At 65.2% G+C, this 15497-nt stretch carries 13 protein-coding genes; 12 read left to right on the top strand and 1 reads right to left on the bottom strand.

Annotation, left to right across the window (positions count from 1 at the left end; genetic code table 11):
* Positions 1 to 8 precede the first annotated feature (8 nt).
* The 9 genes from HAV22_RS25220 (at position 9) to HAV22_RS25260 (ending at position 11924) form a co-directional block, all read left to right on the top strand.
* The gene (locus tag HAV22_RS25220; RefSeq protein WP_166863032.1) at positions 9 to 188 is read left to right on the top strand and encodes a tautomerase family protein; all 180 of its coding nucleotides are present in this window, start codon (positions 9 to 11) and stop codon (positions 186 to 188) included.
* Positions 181 to 537, top strand: coding sequence for a putative quinol monooxygenase (locus HAV22_RS25225; RefSeq protein ID WP_166863034.1), 357 nt, complete (start codon positions 181 to 183; stop codon positions 535 to 537). The genes HAV22_RS25220 and HAV22_RS25225 overlap by 8 nt, the downstream gene beginning before the upstream one ends.
* A 384-nt stretch (positions 538 to 921) precedes the next feature.
* Complete coding sequence (locus HAV22_RS25230; RefSeq protein WP_166863036.1) at positions 922 to 2100, top strand: ABC transporter substrate-binding protein; 1179 nt, start codon at positions 922 to 924, stop codon at positions 2098 to 2100.
* Positions 2097 to 2810: a response regulator gene (locus tag HAV22_RS25235; protein WP_166863038.1), complete on the top strand. Its 714-nt coding sequence runs from the start codon at positions 2097 to 2099 to the stop codon at positions 2808 to 2810. The genes HAV22_RS25230 and HAV22_RS25235 overlap by 4 nt, the downstream gene beginning before the upstream one ends.
* A complete protein-coding gene (locus HAV22_RS25240; RefSeq protein ID WP_229421410.1) occupies positions 2803 to 4305 on the top strand; it encodes a sensor histidine kinase in 1503 nt (500 codons plus the stop codon). The genes HAV22_RS25235 and HAV22_RS25240 overlap by 8 nt, the downstream gene beginning before the upstream one ends.
* Positions 4306 to 4607: 302 nt before the next feature.
* Positions 4608 to 5849, top strand: coding sequence for a sugar MFS transporter (locus HAV22_RS25245; RefSeq protein ID WP_166863040.1), 1242 nt, complete (start codon positions 4608 to 4610; stop codon positions 5847 to 5849).
* Between the two features lie 148 nt (positions 5850 to 5997).
* Positions 5998 to 8109 (top strand): TonB-dependent receptor, encoded by a 2112-nt coding sequence (locus HAV22_RS25250; RefSeq protein ID WP_166863042.1) that lies wholly within the window; start codon positions 5998 to 6000, stop codon positions 8107 to 8109.
* Between the two features lie 38 nt (positions 8110 to 8147).
* Complete coding sequence (locus tag HAV22_RS25255) at positions 8148 to 10364, top strand: beta-glucosidase (RefSeq protein WP_166863044.1); 2217 nt, start codon at positions 8148 to 8150, stop codon at positions 10362 to 10364.
* A 99-nt stretch (positions 10365 to 10463) separates the two neighbouring features.
* Entirely contained in the window at positions 10464 to 11924 is a 1461-nt protein-coding gene (locus HAV22_RS25260) for a carboxylesterase/lipase family protein (protein WP_166863046.1), read from the top strand.
* 193 nt (positions 11925 to 12117) lie between these two features.
* On the opposite strand, the gene HAV22_RS25265 is transcribed toward HAV22_RS25260, so the two are convergent.
* Positions 12118 to 13032, bottom strand: coding sequence for a LysR family transcriptional regulator (locus tag HAV22_RS25265; protein ID WP_166863165.1), 915 nt, complete (start codon positions 13030 to 13032; stop codon positions 12118 to 12120).
* Positions 13033 to 13134: 102 nt separating this feature from the next.
* On the opposite strand from HAV22_RS25265, the gene HAV22_RS25270 reads away from it, so the two are divergent.
* Genes HAV22_RS25270 through catA form a run of 3 tightly spaced genes read left to right on the top strand, consistent with a single transcriptional unit; the run spans position 13135 to position 15493 of the window.
* The gene (locus HAV22_RS25270; protein WP_166863048.1) at positions 13135 to 14244 is read left to right on the top strand and encodes a muconate/chloromuconate family cycloisomerase; all 1110 of its coding nucleotides are present in this window, start codon (positions 13135 to 13137) and stop codon (positions 14242 to 14244) included.
* A gap of 9 nt (positions 14245 to 14253) precedes the next feature.
* Complete coding sequence (gene catC, locus HAV22_RS25275) at positions 14254 to 14544, top strand: muconolactone Delta-isomerase (protein ID WP_166863050.1); 291 nt, start codon at positions 14254 to 14256, stop codon at positions 14542 to 14544.
* A 28-nt stretch (positions 14545 to 14572) separates the two neighbouring features.
* The gene (gene catA, locus HAV22_RS25280) at positions 14573 to 15493 is read left to right on the top strand and encodes a catechol 1,2-dioxygenase (RefSeq protein WP_166863052.1); all 921 of its coding nucleotides are present in this window, start codon (positions 14573 to 14575) and stop codon (positions 15491 to 15493) included.
* Positions 15494 to 15497 lie beyond the last annotated feature (4 nt).

A 15497-nucleotide genomic window follows, 5' to 3' on the forward strand; every position in this document is an offset into this window, starting at 1 on the left:
TAGACACCATGCCAGTCGTTCGCGTTACCTGGTTTGAAGGCAAGGAAGCCAGGGAAAAGGAAGCCGTTGCCAAGGACATCACCGACAGCATCGTCACGCATACCGGCACCGATGCCAAATACATCTACATCATTTTCGAAGACGTGAAACCATCGGATTGGGCCGGTGCCGGCAAGCTGTATGGTTGACGACCTGTACTGGATTTTCACGCTGAAGGTCGAGCCGGGAAAATTCGGGGAGTTTCGCGCGCTGGTGGCCGATATCGTTGCCGCGAGCCGGGAGGAATCCGGTACCCTCGCCTACCAGTACAGCGTCAACGCAGACGAGACGGTAGTCCACATCTACGAGCGCTATCGTGACTCCGCCGCCTTCGTCGCCCATGTCGAACAGACCTTCAGCCGCTTCGCCGAGCGCTTCCTGAAGCTGGTCACGGTATCGTCCCTCATCGCCTATGGGGCCCCGGATGCGGCTGCCCGCAAGGCACTGGATGGCTTCAACGCGACATATATGACATTGTTCGACGGTTTCGCCCGCTGAAGCATGCAGCGGGGCGCCCCCTTGCGGAAGTGCCTGCCCGGCCACGCGTCCGGCGGGCTTTCGCATCCACGCCGGCGTGCGCGCGACGGCGGCGTCCCCTGCAACAAAACGCAATAATCGGCAATATAACTTTGCACGCTTTTGTTCCTTAGAAGGAACTTTCAACGGATCATGCCGGCCAATATCGGCTATAGTTACGCCAACCTGTGCGGCGTCCGCCGCATCAGCGCTCTTCGACCGACATCATTGTTTCGCATGCTCAACGCCTGTCGCACCCGTTACGGGACGCCTGATATCCGGCGGCGCACCGTCGCGCGGTCGCAATGCTGGCGCGCACTCGCGGCTGCGGTCATGGCCGTCGCGACGGCCGCGCAAGCACAGGACATGCGTGTCCTGCACTGGTGGACATCCAACAGCGAACGCATGGCATCCGGCACGATCGCGGCCGCGGCGCGGCGCGCGGGCATCGGCTGGATCGACGAAGATGCCAGCGATGGCGTCGGGGCCGCCATCGTCCTGCGCAGCCGTCTCCTCGCCCATGACATGCCCGACGTGGCCCAGGCGAACAGCCTGGCGTCGTTGAACTGGGCACGGCTCGGGCTCGTGCGCGACCTCGACCGCACCGCCGACGCGAACGACTGGGAACGGCGGCTCTTGCCGGCCGTGTACCGGCTGATCCGGCCTGCAGGCCAGGTCACCTCGGCACCGCTTGGCGTGCACCGGATGAACACGCTGCTGTACAACCGCCAGGTGTTCGCCCGGCTCGGCCTCGCGCCGCCCCGCACATGGGCGGACTTCGAACGGATCGCGCCCCTGCTCAGGCGCGCGGGTATCGTACCGCTCGCGCAAAGCAGCGAATCGTGGCAGGTCTCGGTCCTGTTCGAGAACGTGCTGCTGGCGGACGGGGGCGTGGCGCTGCACAAGCGCCTGTTCACCGATGACGACGCACAGGCCTTTTCCGAACCCGCATTTGCGCAAGCGCTGCTGCACCTGCGCCGCCTGAAGCGCTGGATGGGCACGACGGTGCCCGAAGCGCATTGGAGCGACATCGCGCGCGAGGTCAACAGCGGCACCGCGGCGATGCTGGTGGGCGGCGACTGGTTCAAGGGCGAACTGCTGGCCTTCGGCGCGCAGGTCGACCGCACGATCGGCTGCAGCCCGGCCCCCGGCACGGCGTCGATTCATTTGTACGACCTCGACACCCTGGTCATGCTGCACTCGGATCGCGTACCACGCGCGGCCCAGGAAAAGATCGCGCGGATCGCCGTCGACCCGGCACTGCAGGAACGCTACAACCGCATCAAGGGATCGGCCACGGTGCTGCGTGACGCCGACCCCGCACTGATGGACAGCTGCGCGCGCGCCTCCTGGACCATGCTGGCCGATCCGGCCGCCACGCTCGTACCGAGCATCGCCATCGGGATGATCGGCGACGATGTCATGCGCGACGCGCTGGCCAGCGAACTGTATCGGTTCTTCATGGACGACAGCGTTACCGTCCAGGACACCCAGCGCCGGCTGGCAGCCGTCAGCCGTGCCTTCTCACACAGCCAGAACCCATGACACGCAAGATTCTCATCGTCGACGACGACCAGAAAATCCGCCAGCTGCTCAAGACCTACCTCGAGAAGCACCAGTACGAGATCGTCCTGGCGCATGACGGCGACAGCTTTCGCAGCGAGTTCGAACGCAACCTGGCGAGCCTGTCGCTCGTCATCCTGGATGTGATGCTGCCCGACACGGACGGCTTTGCCCTGTGCAGCCTGGTGCGCCAGCGTGCGAATGTCCCGATCATCATGCTGACCGCCAGCGCTGGCGAGACCGACCGCGTCGTCGGCCTCGAGCTAGGCGCGGACGACTATATGGCCAAGCCATGCAGTCCGCGCGAGCTTCTGGCACGGATCAAGGCGATCCACCGCCGCGCCGGGATCGATACCGTGAGCACGCCGCGCATCTATCGCTTCGCCGGATATACGATGGACGTGATCGAACGCACCCTGCGCGATGCGAGCGGCACGCTGGTCCCGCTCACCGGGCTCGACTTCCAGCTTTTGAAGTTCTTCGCCGAGCGTCCCGGGGTCGTGTTCGACCGCGGCCAGCTGCACGAGACGACGCGTGGACGCGATGCCGGGCCGTTCGACCGGTCGCTGGATGTCCAGATCAGCCGACTGCGGACACGGCTGAACGACGACAACCGGTCCACGCCACTGATCAAGACCGTGCGCGGCGTCGGCTATGTGTTCGCGGCCGACGTGACCAACACCGATGCGTGAACACGCAGGGTCCCGGCGTTCCCCGCGCTGGCGCTGGATGGCCGGTCGCGCGCTACCGAAATCGCTGCTCGGCCGCCTGTCTGTCGCGCTGGTGGCCGCCGTCGTCCTGAGCCAGGTCGTGGGCAACGCCATCTGGGTACGCCAGAGCCGCGCCGAAGCCGACCTCGAGAACGGCACGGCCGCCTTGTCGGTCGCACACAGTGCGGCGAGCACCGTCAGGTTTTTCCTGAGCCTGCCGTCGAAATACCAACCGATCGTGATCCAGCAGTTTCGGGAAATGGGAGGGACGCGTTTCTTCGCGAGCCTGAACAACGCCCCCGTCCCGCTCGACGACATCGTCAACCAGGAAGCGGCCGTGCAGGTTGCGGCACGGGTGCGCAGCGCATTGGTGGCCGGCCTGCCGAACGTGCACCGGATCCATACCGGCTTCGCCTGGCCGGCCGGACTCCAGGTCAGCGACCGCAAGGTGCGCATGCTCGACCTGCCGGAAAACTGGGTCCAGCACATCGTCCTGACCGGCGCCAAGCCCGCCCCGATTCTGGTGATCCAGGTCGAGTTGGAACCGGGCCGCTGGCTGTACCTCGCCACGCTGATGCCCAACCCACATTTCCTCGACAGTGGAAGATTGCTGACCGGCGAACGGCTGTTGCTGCAGGCAGTCACGCTGGCCTTCGTGTTGCTGGTAGCACTCCTGGTCGTACGCTGGTCGACGTATCCGCTCGCGCTGCTGTCGCGCGCGGCCGAAGCGTTCGGAAAGGGCGAGCCGGTCCCGCCCCTGCCCGACCACGGCAGCCGCGAATTCGTCAGCACGGCGCGCGCCTTCGGCGCCATGCGCGAACGCATCCAGGGCTATATCGAGGACCGCGAACGCCTGTTCGTCTCGATCTCGCACGACCTGCGCACCCCGATCATGCGCCTGAAGTTCCGCACCGAACTGCTGGACGACGCTGCGGCCCGCGTCGAGTTCCACGAGGACCTCGACGAACTGGACATGATGGTCAAGAGCGCGCTGCAGAACGTCCAGGACAGCAATATCCACGAAGACGCGACCACGGTGCGTCTCGATCCCCTTCTGCGCCGTATGGAGCGCGACGCGCGGCTCGCACATCATCAGGTGACGTACACCGCCAGCGGGCTCACCGTACTGGCCAAGCCGCTGGCGCTCAAGCGCGCGATCGGTAACCTGCTGGACAATGGTGTGCACTACGGCGACCGCGTGGAGATCGGCGCGGCCGAACATGACGGACGCGTGCGCATCACGGTGCGCGACCATGGTCCGGGCGTACCCGAAGCAGCGCTCGACATCCTGTTCGACGCCAACGTCAGGCTTGCCCACGGGCGTGAACGCAACAGCGACGGTCATGGCCTAGGCCTTGGCATCGCGCGCTGGCTGGTGCGCGACATGGGAGGAGAACTGCTCATCGCCAACCATCCCGAAGGCGGCCTGTGCGCGACGATTATCCTGCCGGCCGGATTGGCGCCGGAGGACGCGTAACGACCACACTAACGTTGCACAATCACTACAATTGAGGTTGTGTACAACGCAACAATGCTCTGCGTTTTGTTGCTTTTTATTGCAGGGCTACGGCAGCGGCGCCGTGACCTCACATAGCGAACGGCCCGCTTGTTTGTAAAGTAATGTAATCCGCGCTCACCCCGATTTAAAAAATATCCTTTTCAATCAACTACTTAGATATCAACCCACTGCTTGGCGCCGACGATGGCGTTACAAAACGGGCCCATGCTACTGTTGCCCCGATGGCTACCCCGCCAGAATAAAAAGCAACAGGAGACTCCATGCAGCACGCGTCATCGCCGACCACACATCAGGGCGTCCAGGGCAGCACGACCGCACCTCTGGCCATCATCACGATGCTGTTCTTCATGTGGGGGCTCCTGACCTCGCTGAACGACGTCCTGATCCCGCATTTGAAAGCCGTCTATACGCTGACCTACCTGCAGGCCATGCTGGTGCAGTTCTGCTTCTTCAGCGCATACTTCCTGGTGTCGCTGCCCGCCGGGCGCCTCGTTCGCCGCCTCGGCTACCAGAACGGCGTCGTCGCCGGTCTGCTGATCGCCGCCATCGGTTGTGCCCTGTTCTACCCGGCCGCCACGCATGGCTACGACGTGTTCCTGGTAGCCCTCTTCATCCTGGCCGCAGGAATCACCGTGCTGCAAGTGGCCGCCAATCCCTACGTGACCGCGCTCGGCCCCGCACGCACGGCGTCCAGCCGGCTGACGCTGACGCAGGCCTTCAATTCCCTCGGCACGACCGTGGCGCCCGCGCTCGGCGGCATCCTGATCCTGTCCACTTCGCCGAGCATGGCAGACCAGGCGGACGGTGCGGCCCGCGCTCATGCCGTGCAATTGCCCTACCTCGCGCTGGCCATGGCCCTGGCCGCCCTTGCGCTGGTATTCGCGCTGGTCCGGCTGCCGCGCCAGGACCGCGATACGGCCCAACGTGGCGAGGGCGCGCCGCTGATGCGCCACATGCCGCTGGCATTGGGTGCGCTTGCCATCTTCCTATATGTCGGCGGCGAAGTCAGTATCGGAAGCTTCCTGATCAGCTTCCTCGGAGAACGCGACGTGGCGGGCCTCGACGCGGCGGCTGCGGCACACTATGTCAGCTATTACTGGGGCGGCGCCATGCTCGGCCGCTTCGCCGGCTTCGCCGCGATGCGCGTCGTCACGCCCGGCAAGGCGCTGGCCTGCAATGCCGCCTGCGCAATCATGCTGATTGCCTGCGCGGCGCTTGGGCACGGTTCCCTCGCCATGTGGTCCCTGATCGGGGTCGGCCTGTGCAATTCGATCATGTTCCCAACCATCTTCAGCATGGCCCTGCAAGGCCTCGGCGCCCGTAGCGGCGAGGGGTCCGGCATCCTTTGCATGGCTATCGTCGGCGGCGCCATCGTCCCATTTGCGCAGGGCCTGCTCGCCGACATCGCCGGGCTGCACCTGTCCTTCCTGGTGCCGCTGGCCTGCTACGCCTTCATCCTGTTCTACGGACTCAAATACGCCCGCCCGGCCGGGCCGGCGTAGTCATTCGCGCGGCCGGGTCGACCCGACCTGCACCGCGCCCTCTCCAGACACGTGCCCGTGACCTTGGCACGACCAGAGGTGGAGACCCTTTGCGTCTGCATTTGCAGTGCTGTTCGTTTTTCCCAATTCATATAACAAAGGTAGAGACATGTCAGAACAATTGCGCTTCACCAAACACGCCATCGCCGCCGCGACGACCCTGCTGGCCGGCAGCGCCATGGCACAGGCCACCTCGACCGGCAGCGGCCAGATCCAGGAAGTCATCGTCACCGCGCAGCGCGTGGCGCAGCCCGCGTCGAAGACGCCGCTGTCGCTGTCGGTAGTCAGCGGCGAAGACCTGAAGAGCGCAGGCGCGGTCAACGCGTCGAGCCTGACCGAACTGGTCCCGAACGTGCAGGTCGCGAATGCCGGCGGCGCCACCGTGATCGCTATCCGCGGCGTCAGCAGTGCCGATACGACCGAGAAAGGCGACCCTTCCGCCGCCTTCAACATCGACGGCGTCAACCTGGCCAGGCCGCAGTCTGCCGGCCTCGCGTTCTATGACCTGGAACGGGTCGAGGTATTGCGCGGTCCCCAAGGTACGCTGTACGGCCGCAATGCGACAGCCGGCGCGATCAACCTGATCACCAACAAACCCACCGGCAACCTCGAAGGTAGTGCCGCGCTCGAACTCGGCAACTACAACACGCGCAAGCTGGATGGCATGATCAACGTACCGGTGAACGGCATGCTTGCGCTGCGCGCCGCCGCGTCGGCCAGCCGTCACGACGGCTATTTGCATTCGACGCAGGGGCTGGACAACGACTACGACGACGAGGACTCGACCTCGGGCCGCGTGCACGCGCTGTTCAAGTTCAGCCCTGAACTCACCCTGCTGCTCAGCGCCGACGGCAGCAAGATCCAGGGTTCGGGTCCCGGTACCGTCCCCGTCGACACGTTCCGCAACGCGAGTGGCAGTGCCCAGCGCACGGCGACGCCGTCGCGGGAGGGCCGCATCGATCACCGCGCGACGGGCTACAGCGCCGAACTGAACGCCAAGCTCGGGATCGGCGATCTCACGTACCAAGGCGCGCACCGCAACTTCGACCGCAACGAGACCGTGAACTATGGCTTCGGCCTGATGAATCCGGCGCCGTACGTGCGCGGCATCGGCAACTATGCGCAGAATTCCCACGAACTGCGGCTGGCATCCAACTTCGGCGCATTCAGGACGATCGCCGGTCTGTACTGGTTCAGGGAGCGGTCGAACATCGACTTCGAACTGATCGACATCCCGGGCATCAACCACCTGTCCTTCATCCAGGACCCGACGATCTCGTCGTCGAAGGCGGTGTTCGGCGACGCGACCTACAGCGTCACGCCCGACCTCCATCTCACCCTCGGCCTGCGCCGTACCAAGGACGACAAATCGCGCCAGGGGGTCTCGATCATCGGCGAGCCGGTCCTGTCGCGTGTCATCAACGACGCGGCCGTCCACTATCTGCAAACCACCGGCAAGCTCGGTGCCGACTACGCACTGTCCAAGGCCACGATGGTCTACGCGACCGTGTCGACCGGCTACAAGGCTGGCGGTTTCAACGACGGCACGGCAGCCACGAACCCGTTCCTGACCTACGATCCCGAACACCTGACGGCGCTGGAAGTCGGCATCAAGGGCCGCTTCCTGGACGGCCGGCTGACCACCAACGCCGCCCTGTTCGGCTACAACTACAAGAACCTGCAACTGACTTCCGTCGTCACAGACGCCAGCGGTGCCGTCTCGAGCCAGACCCGGAATGCCGCCAAGGCAAAAGTACGCGGCGTCGAACTCGAAGGGAAATATGCCCTGGGCAGCAGCGACCGGATTAATTTTTCGCTGACCTACCTCGACGGCTACTACACGCAATACTCGCCGCTGCCGGGCAGCGACTGGAGCGGTCGTGCACTCGACAAATCGCCGAAGACGTCGGTTGGCCTGGGCTATACCCACAATTGGACCCTCGACAGCGGCGCGGCGATCGACGCCACGCTCAGCACCCGCTATACCGGCGCCTACGTGCTCAGCAACTACAGCACCGCGACACAGTTCCGCCAGGGCGGCTTCCACAAGACCGACCTGACCGTGACGTTCTCCCCCAACGCCGCCGCATGGTACGTCCAGGGCTATGTGCGCAACATCGAAAACAAGACCGTCATGAACAGCTACAGCTCGGCCCCCGTCGACAGCGTCGGCTTGGCGCCGCCACGCACCGCGGGCGTCCGCGTCGGTAGCACCTTCTGACGGCGTCTGCCATGACCACCACCAAAAGGAACAGCACAATGCTCTCAACTTTTCCGGCACCGCACGCTCCGACCCTGCTGCGCCGCGTCGCACTGGCCTGCTGCGCACTGGCAGCTGTCCATTGCGCCGCCGCCGAACCCGCCTGGATGAATACCAGGCTGTCGCCGGACGAGCGCGCACGCCTGCTCGAGCGCGAGCTCACGATGGACGAGCGCTATGCGCTTGTGCACAGTCCGCTATCGCTCGACCTCGGCCCGTTCAAGCGTCCGCAAGGCGCACCGTCCACCGCGGGCTACGTGGCCGGTATCCCGCGCCTGGGCATCCCGGCCCTTGCCGAAAGCGACGCAAGCCTCGGTGTCGTCAACCCGGCCGGCGCGCGCCCGGGCGACACGGCGACCGCGCTGCCCTCGGGCCAGGCCCTGGCATCGACATGGAACCCGGCGCTGGCGCGGTTGGCCGGCGCCGCCATCGGGCAGGAAGCACACGCCAAGGGCTTCAACGTTCTGCTCGCCGGTGGCGCCAACCTCGCGCGCGATCCGCGCGGCGGGCGCAACTTCGAATACCTGAGCGAAGATCCGTGGCTGACCGGCGTGATGGCCGGCGCCTCGATCGCCGGTATCCAGAGCGCGCATATCGTCTCGACCGTGAAGCATTTCGCACTGAACGACTACGAAACGAGCCGCAACACCTATAACGCCGTCATTCCCGACGACGCGCTGCGCGAGAGCGACCTGCTGGCCTTCCAGCTGGCGATCGAGCGCGGCCAGCCGGGCGCCGTCATGTGCGCCTACAATTTCGTCAACGGAGAACAGGCGTGCCACAGCAAGACACTGCTCGGCAACGTCCTGAAGGGCGAATGGGGCTACAAGGGCTGGGTCATGTCCGACTGGGGCGCGGTCAAGGGCGTCGATGCCGCACATGTGCTGGACCACCAGTCCGGCGAACAGCTGGACAAGCAGGTGTGGTTCGGCGCACCGCTGCGCGCCGCGGTCGGGGCCGGCACGATTCCGCAAGCGCGCATCTCGGACATGGTCACGCGCATCCTGCGCTCGATGTTCGCCAACGGCCTGTTCGACCACCCGGCGGTCGCCGCACCGATCGACGTGGCCGCGCATGGGCAACTGGCGCAGCGCGTGGCCGCCGAGGGCATCGTCCTGCTGCGTAACGAGAACAAGACGCTGCCGCTCGCGGCGGACCTGAAGCGTATCGCCGTCATCGGCGGCAACGCCAGCCTGGGCGTCCTGTCAGGCGGCGGTTCGTCCCAGGTGACGCCACCGGGCACGCCGCCGCATATCGTCGGCCTGGGCGGCAACACGCAGATGGACGTGTTCTTCCGCCGCGCCGTCTTCTACGGGGCCAGCCCCGTGGACGCGATTCGAGCCCGCGCCGGCAAGGCCGAGGTGGTCTTCGACGACGGCCGCTATCCCGTCTCCGCCGCCGCACTGGCCCGTAGCGCCGATGCCGTCATCGTATTCGGCACCCAGTGGAACGGCGAAAACGAGGATACCCCCGACCTGAGCCTGCCCCAGGGCCAGGACGCCCTGATCGCCGCGGTGACGGCGGCCAACCCCCGCACCATCGTTGTGCTCGAAACAGGCAACGCCGTGGCCATGCCGTGGCTGGAACGGAGCGCTGCCGTTCTCGAAGCCTGGTATCCGGGCCAGAATGGCGCGGCCGCGATCGCCGATGTCCTGTTCGGCCAGGTCAACCCGTCCGGCCGTTTGCCGGTCACGTTCCCCGCTTCCGTGGAGCAGCTGCCGCGTCCGCAGTTGCCTGGCTTCGGGCTACCGCCGGACAGCAGCTACGATATCCGGTTTCCTGAAGGCGCCGACGTCGGCTACCGCTGGTTTGCGAAGACAGGCGCCAAGCCGGCGTTTCCGTTCGGCCACGGCCTGTCGTACACCACCTTTGCGGTGTCGGACCTGAAGGTCGAAGGCGGCAAGACCCTGACCGTCAGCTTCGCCGTCAGGAACACTGGCGCGCGCGCGGGCGCAGACGTGCCGCAGGTTTATCTGCGTTCGGCGGCGGGCAAACCGGTCACCCGTCTGATCGGCTTCGACAAGGTGGAACTGGCGCCGGGCGAACAGAAGCGCGTATCGGTGACGGCCGACCCTCGCCTGCTGGCCAGCTTCGACACCGCCGCACGTGGCTGGCGCGTGACCGCTGGGCAATACACCGTCGCGGTCAGCGCCAACGCCGCGGATCCTGGGATAAGCGGCAACGCCAAAGTTGCGGGGCAATTGCTTAAGCCTTAAGCGGTGCCACCGCCCGTCGTTCCGTTGCCGCCGGCAGCGGAACGACCATTTACTCGATGTCGCAAGCGGACATCTGAACCGATTCAGGAGATTCCTTCGATGCAGTTCCAAATCAAACGCAATGGCCGCACGGCGGCTGCCGCGATGCTGGCATCGGCCTTGGTTGCCTCAAGCGCCACTGCAGCAGGACCGGTCGTTGTCATCGATACCGGCAAGATCAGCGGCGCCACCGACCAGGGGGTGATCAGCTGGAAAGGCATCCCGTTCGCGGCGCCGCCGGTCGGCGCATTGCGCTGGCGCGCACCACAGCCCGCCATGGCCTGGAATGGTACGCGCGAGACCACGGCGTACGGCAGCGACTGCATGCAGTTGCCCTTCCCCAGCGATGCGGCGCCGACAGGCACGGTGCCATCCGAGGATTGCCTCTACCTGAACGTCTGGAAGCCCGCGCGGTCGCACGGGAAGTTGCCCGTGGTCGTGTGGATCTACGGCGGCGGCTTCGTGAACGGCGGTGCATCGCCGGCCACGTACTCGGGCGCGCCGCTGGCCCGGCAAGGCGTGGTGTTCGTGAGCTTCAACTACCGGCTCGGACGCCTCGGCTTCTTCGCCCACCCGGCACTGACGCGAGAAAACGCCGACCGGGGGCTGCTCGTGAATTATGGCTTCATGGACCAACTGGCCGCGCTCGCGTGGGTGAAACGCAACATCGCTGCATTCGATGGCGATCCGGCCAACGTGACCATCATCGGCGAATCCGCCGGCGGCATGTCGGTGCATTCGCTGCTGACCTCGCCACTCGCCCAAGGCCTGTTCGCACGTGCCGCGATCCTGTCGGGCGCAGCGGGCTCCATGCCGGGCGCGCCGGCAAACGTCGCGCAAGCCGAACAGCTTGGCGTCGAATTCGCGGCGGGGCAGCAAGTCGCGGCAGGCGACGCCGATGCGCTGGAAAAGCTGCGCGCACTGCCACCGGAAAAGGTCATCGACGGTTACAACCTGGCGACCATGTTCGCACCTGGACCGCATGCGTACGTCGGTCCCGGGGCGGACGGCAAGGTCGCCGTCGATCCTGCATCGGCCTACGCTGCAGGACGCTTCGCCAGGATACCCGTGATGGTCGGCGCGACCAGCGACGACATCGGCGGCAGGACCGGTTTCATGGTCGCAGGCGCGCGCCAGGTGGCGGGCGCCCTCGCGGAACAGGGCGTCCCGGTGTACGCCTATCGCTTTTCCTACGTGGCGGACTCGGTCGGCGAGCCGGGCGCGAAACACGCGAGCGACGTTCCCTACTTCCTCGGCACGGTCGCGATCAAGTACGGTACCAGGACGACGCCCCGCGACCTCGCCGTCGGCCGGACGGTCAGCGCGTATCTGGTGAACTTCGCCAGGACGGGCGATCCGAACGGAGCAAGGCTGCCGGCATGGCCACGCTACCGGCGCGCGGTCGACGAGATCCTGGATATCGCGGCCACGGGCAAGCCGCTGGCGCAAAAGGATCCTTGGGGAACCGAGATCGATGCGGCTGAGACATCGCGCCCAGCCAGCGGCAAGGCAGAGAAATGAGCCTGACGAATTACCGGAATCACCAGACTGCATTGGACGTTTACGGTACGACGTAGCACAATGGTCACGTCTCCTCTATCCTATCCCAAGGATAGATTCAGCCCGCTTCCGAGCGGGCTTTTTTTTAATGACCGCCGCGGACCGTACCCAAAAGCCCGCGTAAATCCGCCTGGCGCCGCGTGCGACGCCAGCCTTACAGCGTCTCCTTCACATGGGGGATGCCGATATCGTCATAGACTGAATACACGGCCGCCAGCATGTTCTGCAGTTCCGGCGACCGGTCCATGTGACGCACGCTGAACAGGATCGGCGAGAATGCGTGCTTGTCCCCAAGTTTGCGGTAGACCACATTGCGGTGGTGCATGCCCTGTACGCTCTCGGGCACGATCGCGATGCCCTGGCCGGCTGCCACCAGACCCATCGCGATCTGCAGCTCGCGCACTTCGGTCACATGGTCAGGCGTCAGGTTGGCTTCGTTGAATGCAGCCAACACCTGATCGGCGAAGCTCGGCCGTGGGGCTTTTGGATACACCAGCAACGGCTCGTGGACCAGTTCCATCAGGCGGACATCCGCCTCCCTTTCAGCCAGGCGATGGCCAGGCGACAACGCGACCACCATCCGCTCTTCGCGCAGCAGGATCCGGCGAATGCTCGGGTCTTCGCTTTTCAGGCGCCCGAAGCCCACGTCGATGCGCCCTTCCTTCAGGGCCTTGAGCTGCTCAATCGTCGTCATTTCATGCAGCGTCACCTCCACTTCCGGGTGGCGTTCGCGATAGCGTCTGATGATGTCGGGCAGCAGCCCGTAGAGTGTCGAGGCGACGAACCCGGCCGAGAGCGTGCGTTCCAGCTTGCCGACCCGCTGGGTCATCGTCTTCAAGTCCCGCATCTGCTCAAGCAATGGCCGGGAATGCGCGAGCAGGAATTGTCCCGCTTCGGTCAGGCGCAACGGCCGTGTTCCCTTTTCGATGAGTTCCACCCCCAGCATTTCTTCCAGCTGCTGCATTTGCCGGCTCAACGGTGGTTGTGCGATGTGCAGGCGCTCCGCTGCCCGCGTGAAACTCCGCTCTTCTGCGACGGCAACGAAGTAGCGTAAATGCCGCAATTCCATGTTCATACCTTTCAGGTATTGAATCGATACCAAAACGGTGTTGGACGCCCATCATTTCTGGGAATATCGTGTCATCACCTTACCGCATTATATGCAGGATATATGATCCAACATATCGAAACTTTCTTGCTCGACGTTCCGACGATTCGGCCCCACAAGCTGTCGGTCGCGACAATGAACACGCAGACCCTGGTGCTCGTACGCATCCGCTGCGCCGATGGCATCGTCGGGTGGGGCGAAGCGACCACGATCGGCGGCCTCAACTATGGTGAGGAAAGCCCGGAAAGCATCAAGGTCAACATCGACACCCATATCGCTCCGCTGTTGATCGGCATGGATGCGAGCCAGCCCGCCAAGGCGATGGCGAAGATTCGCAAGATCATCCAGGGAAACCGATTCGCCAAGTGCGCGCTCGAGACCGCCCTGCTGGATGCCCAGGCGCGCCGCCTGAACGTGCCGTTATCGGAACTGCTGGGCGGCCGCGTGCGCGACACGCTGCCGGTTGCATGGACGCTGGCCAGCGGCGACACCGCGAAGGACATCGCCGAGGCGGAACACATGCTCGACATCCGCCGCCACCGCATCTTCAAGCTGAAGATCGGCCTGCGCAGTGTCGAGGACGACGTCGCCCACGTCCTGGCCATCAAGCGTGCCCTGGGCGAGCGTGCGAGCGTGCGGGTGGACGTCAACCAGGCCTGGAGCGAATCGGAAGCGGTGCGCGGCATCGCGAAGCTGGAAGATGGGGGCATCGACCTGATCGAACAGCCCGTCAAGGCATACAACACGGCCGCGCTCGCGCGCCTGAAGCACCGCTTCGACGTCGCCATCATGGCGGACGAGGCATTGCATGGTCCCTGCGACGCGATGGCACTGGCCCATCATGACGCCGCCGATGTCTTTGCCGTCAAGATCACGCAATCTGGCGGCCTGATGCCCGCGCTGGAAGTGGCGACCGTCGCCCGCCTGTCCGGCGTCGGACTGTATGGCGGCACGATGCTCGAAGGCGGCATCGGTACCGCGGCGACGGCGCACGTCTGCTCGACCTTCGCCGACCTGGCCTGGGACACGGAGTTGTTCGGTCCCCTGCTGCTGACCCAGGAAGTGCTGCGCGAACCGCTCGTGTACCGCGACTTCGAACTGCAGGTGCCGACCGGTCCGGGCCTCGGCGTCGAGATCGATACCGACAAGCTGCGCAGCCTGCAACGCAAATAAGGAGGCACCATGCTGTTCCACGTACGAATGAACGTCAACCTGCCCGCGTCGATGCCGCCTGACGAAGCCGCGACGCTCAAGCAGACCGAAAAGGATCTCGCCCAGCGCCTGCAGCGCGAGGGCAAGTGGCGCCACCTGTGGCGCATCGCCGGACAGTACGCCAACGTCAGCATCTTCGACGTCGACAGTGTCGACGAGTTGCACGCCCTGCTGACCTCGCTGCCGCTGTTCCCCTACATGCAGATCGACGTGATGCCGCTGTGCCGTCATCCGTCCTCGATCCACGACGACGACCGCTAACCCCACCACCAACACGAAGGAGACAAACATGAACCACGCAGACATCGAAACCCTGGCCAAGAACTGGGTCGTGGACGCCGCCGACCGTCCCGCCAACCCGCGCGTGCAGCAAGTCGTGCTGCGCCTGCTGGGCGACCTGTGCAAGGCGATCGAAGACCTCGACATCACGCCGACCGAATTCTGGACCGGCGTGTCGTACATGTCGGCCGCCGGCGCGTCCAACGAACTCGGCCTGCTGGCCGCCGGTCTTGGGCTGGAACGCTTCCTCGACATCCGCGCCGACGAGGCCGAGCGCAAGGCCGGCCTCGAAGGCGGCACGCCCCGCACCATCGAAGGTCCGCTGTACGTGGCCGGCGCGCCGGAGAGCGTGGGCTTCGCCCGTCTCGATGACGGCACCGAGGTCGATCGTGGCGAGGTCCTGTTCATGCAAGGTACCGTATTCGACCAGGACGGCAAGCCGGTGCCCGGTGCCAAGGTCGAAGTCTGGCACGCGAATTTGCTGGGCAACTACTCGTTCTTCGACCGGACGCAGTCGCACTTCAACCTGCGCCGCACCATCGTCACGGACGACCAGGGCCGCTACCAGTTCCGCAGCTTCATTCCGGTCGGCTACGGCTGCCCGCCGAACGGCACCACGCAGCAGCTGCTGGATCTGCTGGGCCGTCACGGCCAGCGCCCGGCGCACATTCACTTTTTCGTCACCGCGCCGGGCCACCGCAAGCTGACCACGCAGATCAATATCGATGGCGACGAACTGCTGTGGGACGACTTCGCCTTCGCGACCCTCGAAGGCCTGGTGCCGCCGATCGCGCGCATCGACGACCCGAAACAACTCGACGCCAAGCAGGTGAGCAAGCCGTTTGCCTCGATCGATTTCGACTTCCGCCTGCATCGCGAGACCGCTGGTGCGCCGAGCGCCGAGGTGGACCGTCCGCGCGCTGCCGCCTGAGGAC

This window comes from Telluria antibiotica (assembly GCF_011682055.1).
Lineage (GTDB): Bacteria > Pseudomonadota > Gammaproteobacteria > Burkholderiales > Burkholderiaceae_D > Telluria > Telluria antibiotica.

Bases quoted from the DNA above. Each gene is read 5' to 3' on its own strand.
- HAV22_RS25265 (WP_166863165.1), bottom strand. From the start codon at position 13,032: ATGGAATTGCGGCATTTACGCTACTTCGTTGCCGTCGCAGAAGAGCGG.
- HAV22_RS25270 (WP_166863048.1), top strand. From the start codon at position 13,135: ATGATCCAACATATCGAAACTTTCTTGCTCGACGTTCCGACGATTCGG.
- HAV22_RS25230 (WP_166863036.1), top strand. From the start codon at position 922: ATGCGTGTCCTGCACTGGTGGACATCCAACAGCGAACGCATGGCATCC.
- HAV22_RS25220 (WP_166863032.1), top strand. From the start codon at position 9: ATGCCAGTCGTTCGCGTTACCTGGTTTGAAGGCAAGGAAGCCAGGGAA.
- catC (WP_166863050.1), top strand. From the start codon at position 14,254: ATGCTGTTCCACGTACGAATGAACGTCAACCTGCCCGCGTCGATGCCG.
- HAV22_RS25245 (WP_166863040.1), top strand. From the start codon at position 4,608: ATGCAGCACGCGTCATCGCCGACCACACATCAGGGCGTCCAGGGCAGC.
- HAV22_RS25235 (WP_166863038.1), top strand. From the start codon at position 2,097: ATGACACGCAAGATTCTCATCGTCGACGACGACCAGAAAATCCGCCAG.
- HAV22_RS25240 (WP_229421410.1), top strand. From the start codon at position 2,803: ATGCGTGAACACGCAGGGTCCCGGCGTTCCCCGCGCTGGCGCTGGATG.
- HAV22_RS25255 (WP_166863044.1), top strand. From the start codon at position 8,148: ATGCTCTCAACTTTTCCGGCACCGCACGCTCCGACCCTGCTGCGCCGC.
- catA (WP_166863052.1), top strand. From the start codon at position 14,573: ATGAACCACGCAGACATCGAAACCCTGGCCAAGAACTGGGTCGTGGAC.
- HAV22_RS25260 (WP_166863046.1), top strand. From the start codon at position 10,464: ATGCAGTTCCAAATCAAACGCAATGGCCGCACGGCGGCTGCCGCGATG.
- HAV22_RS25225 (WP_166863034.1), top strand. From the start codon at position 181: ATGGTTGACGACCTGTACTGGATTTTCACGCTGAAGGTCGAGCCGGGA.
- HAV22_RS25250 (WP_166863042.1), top strand. From the start codon at position 5,998: ATGTCAGAACAATTGCGCTTCACCAAACACGCCATCGCCGCCGCGACG.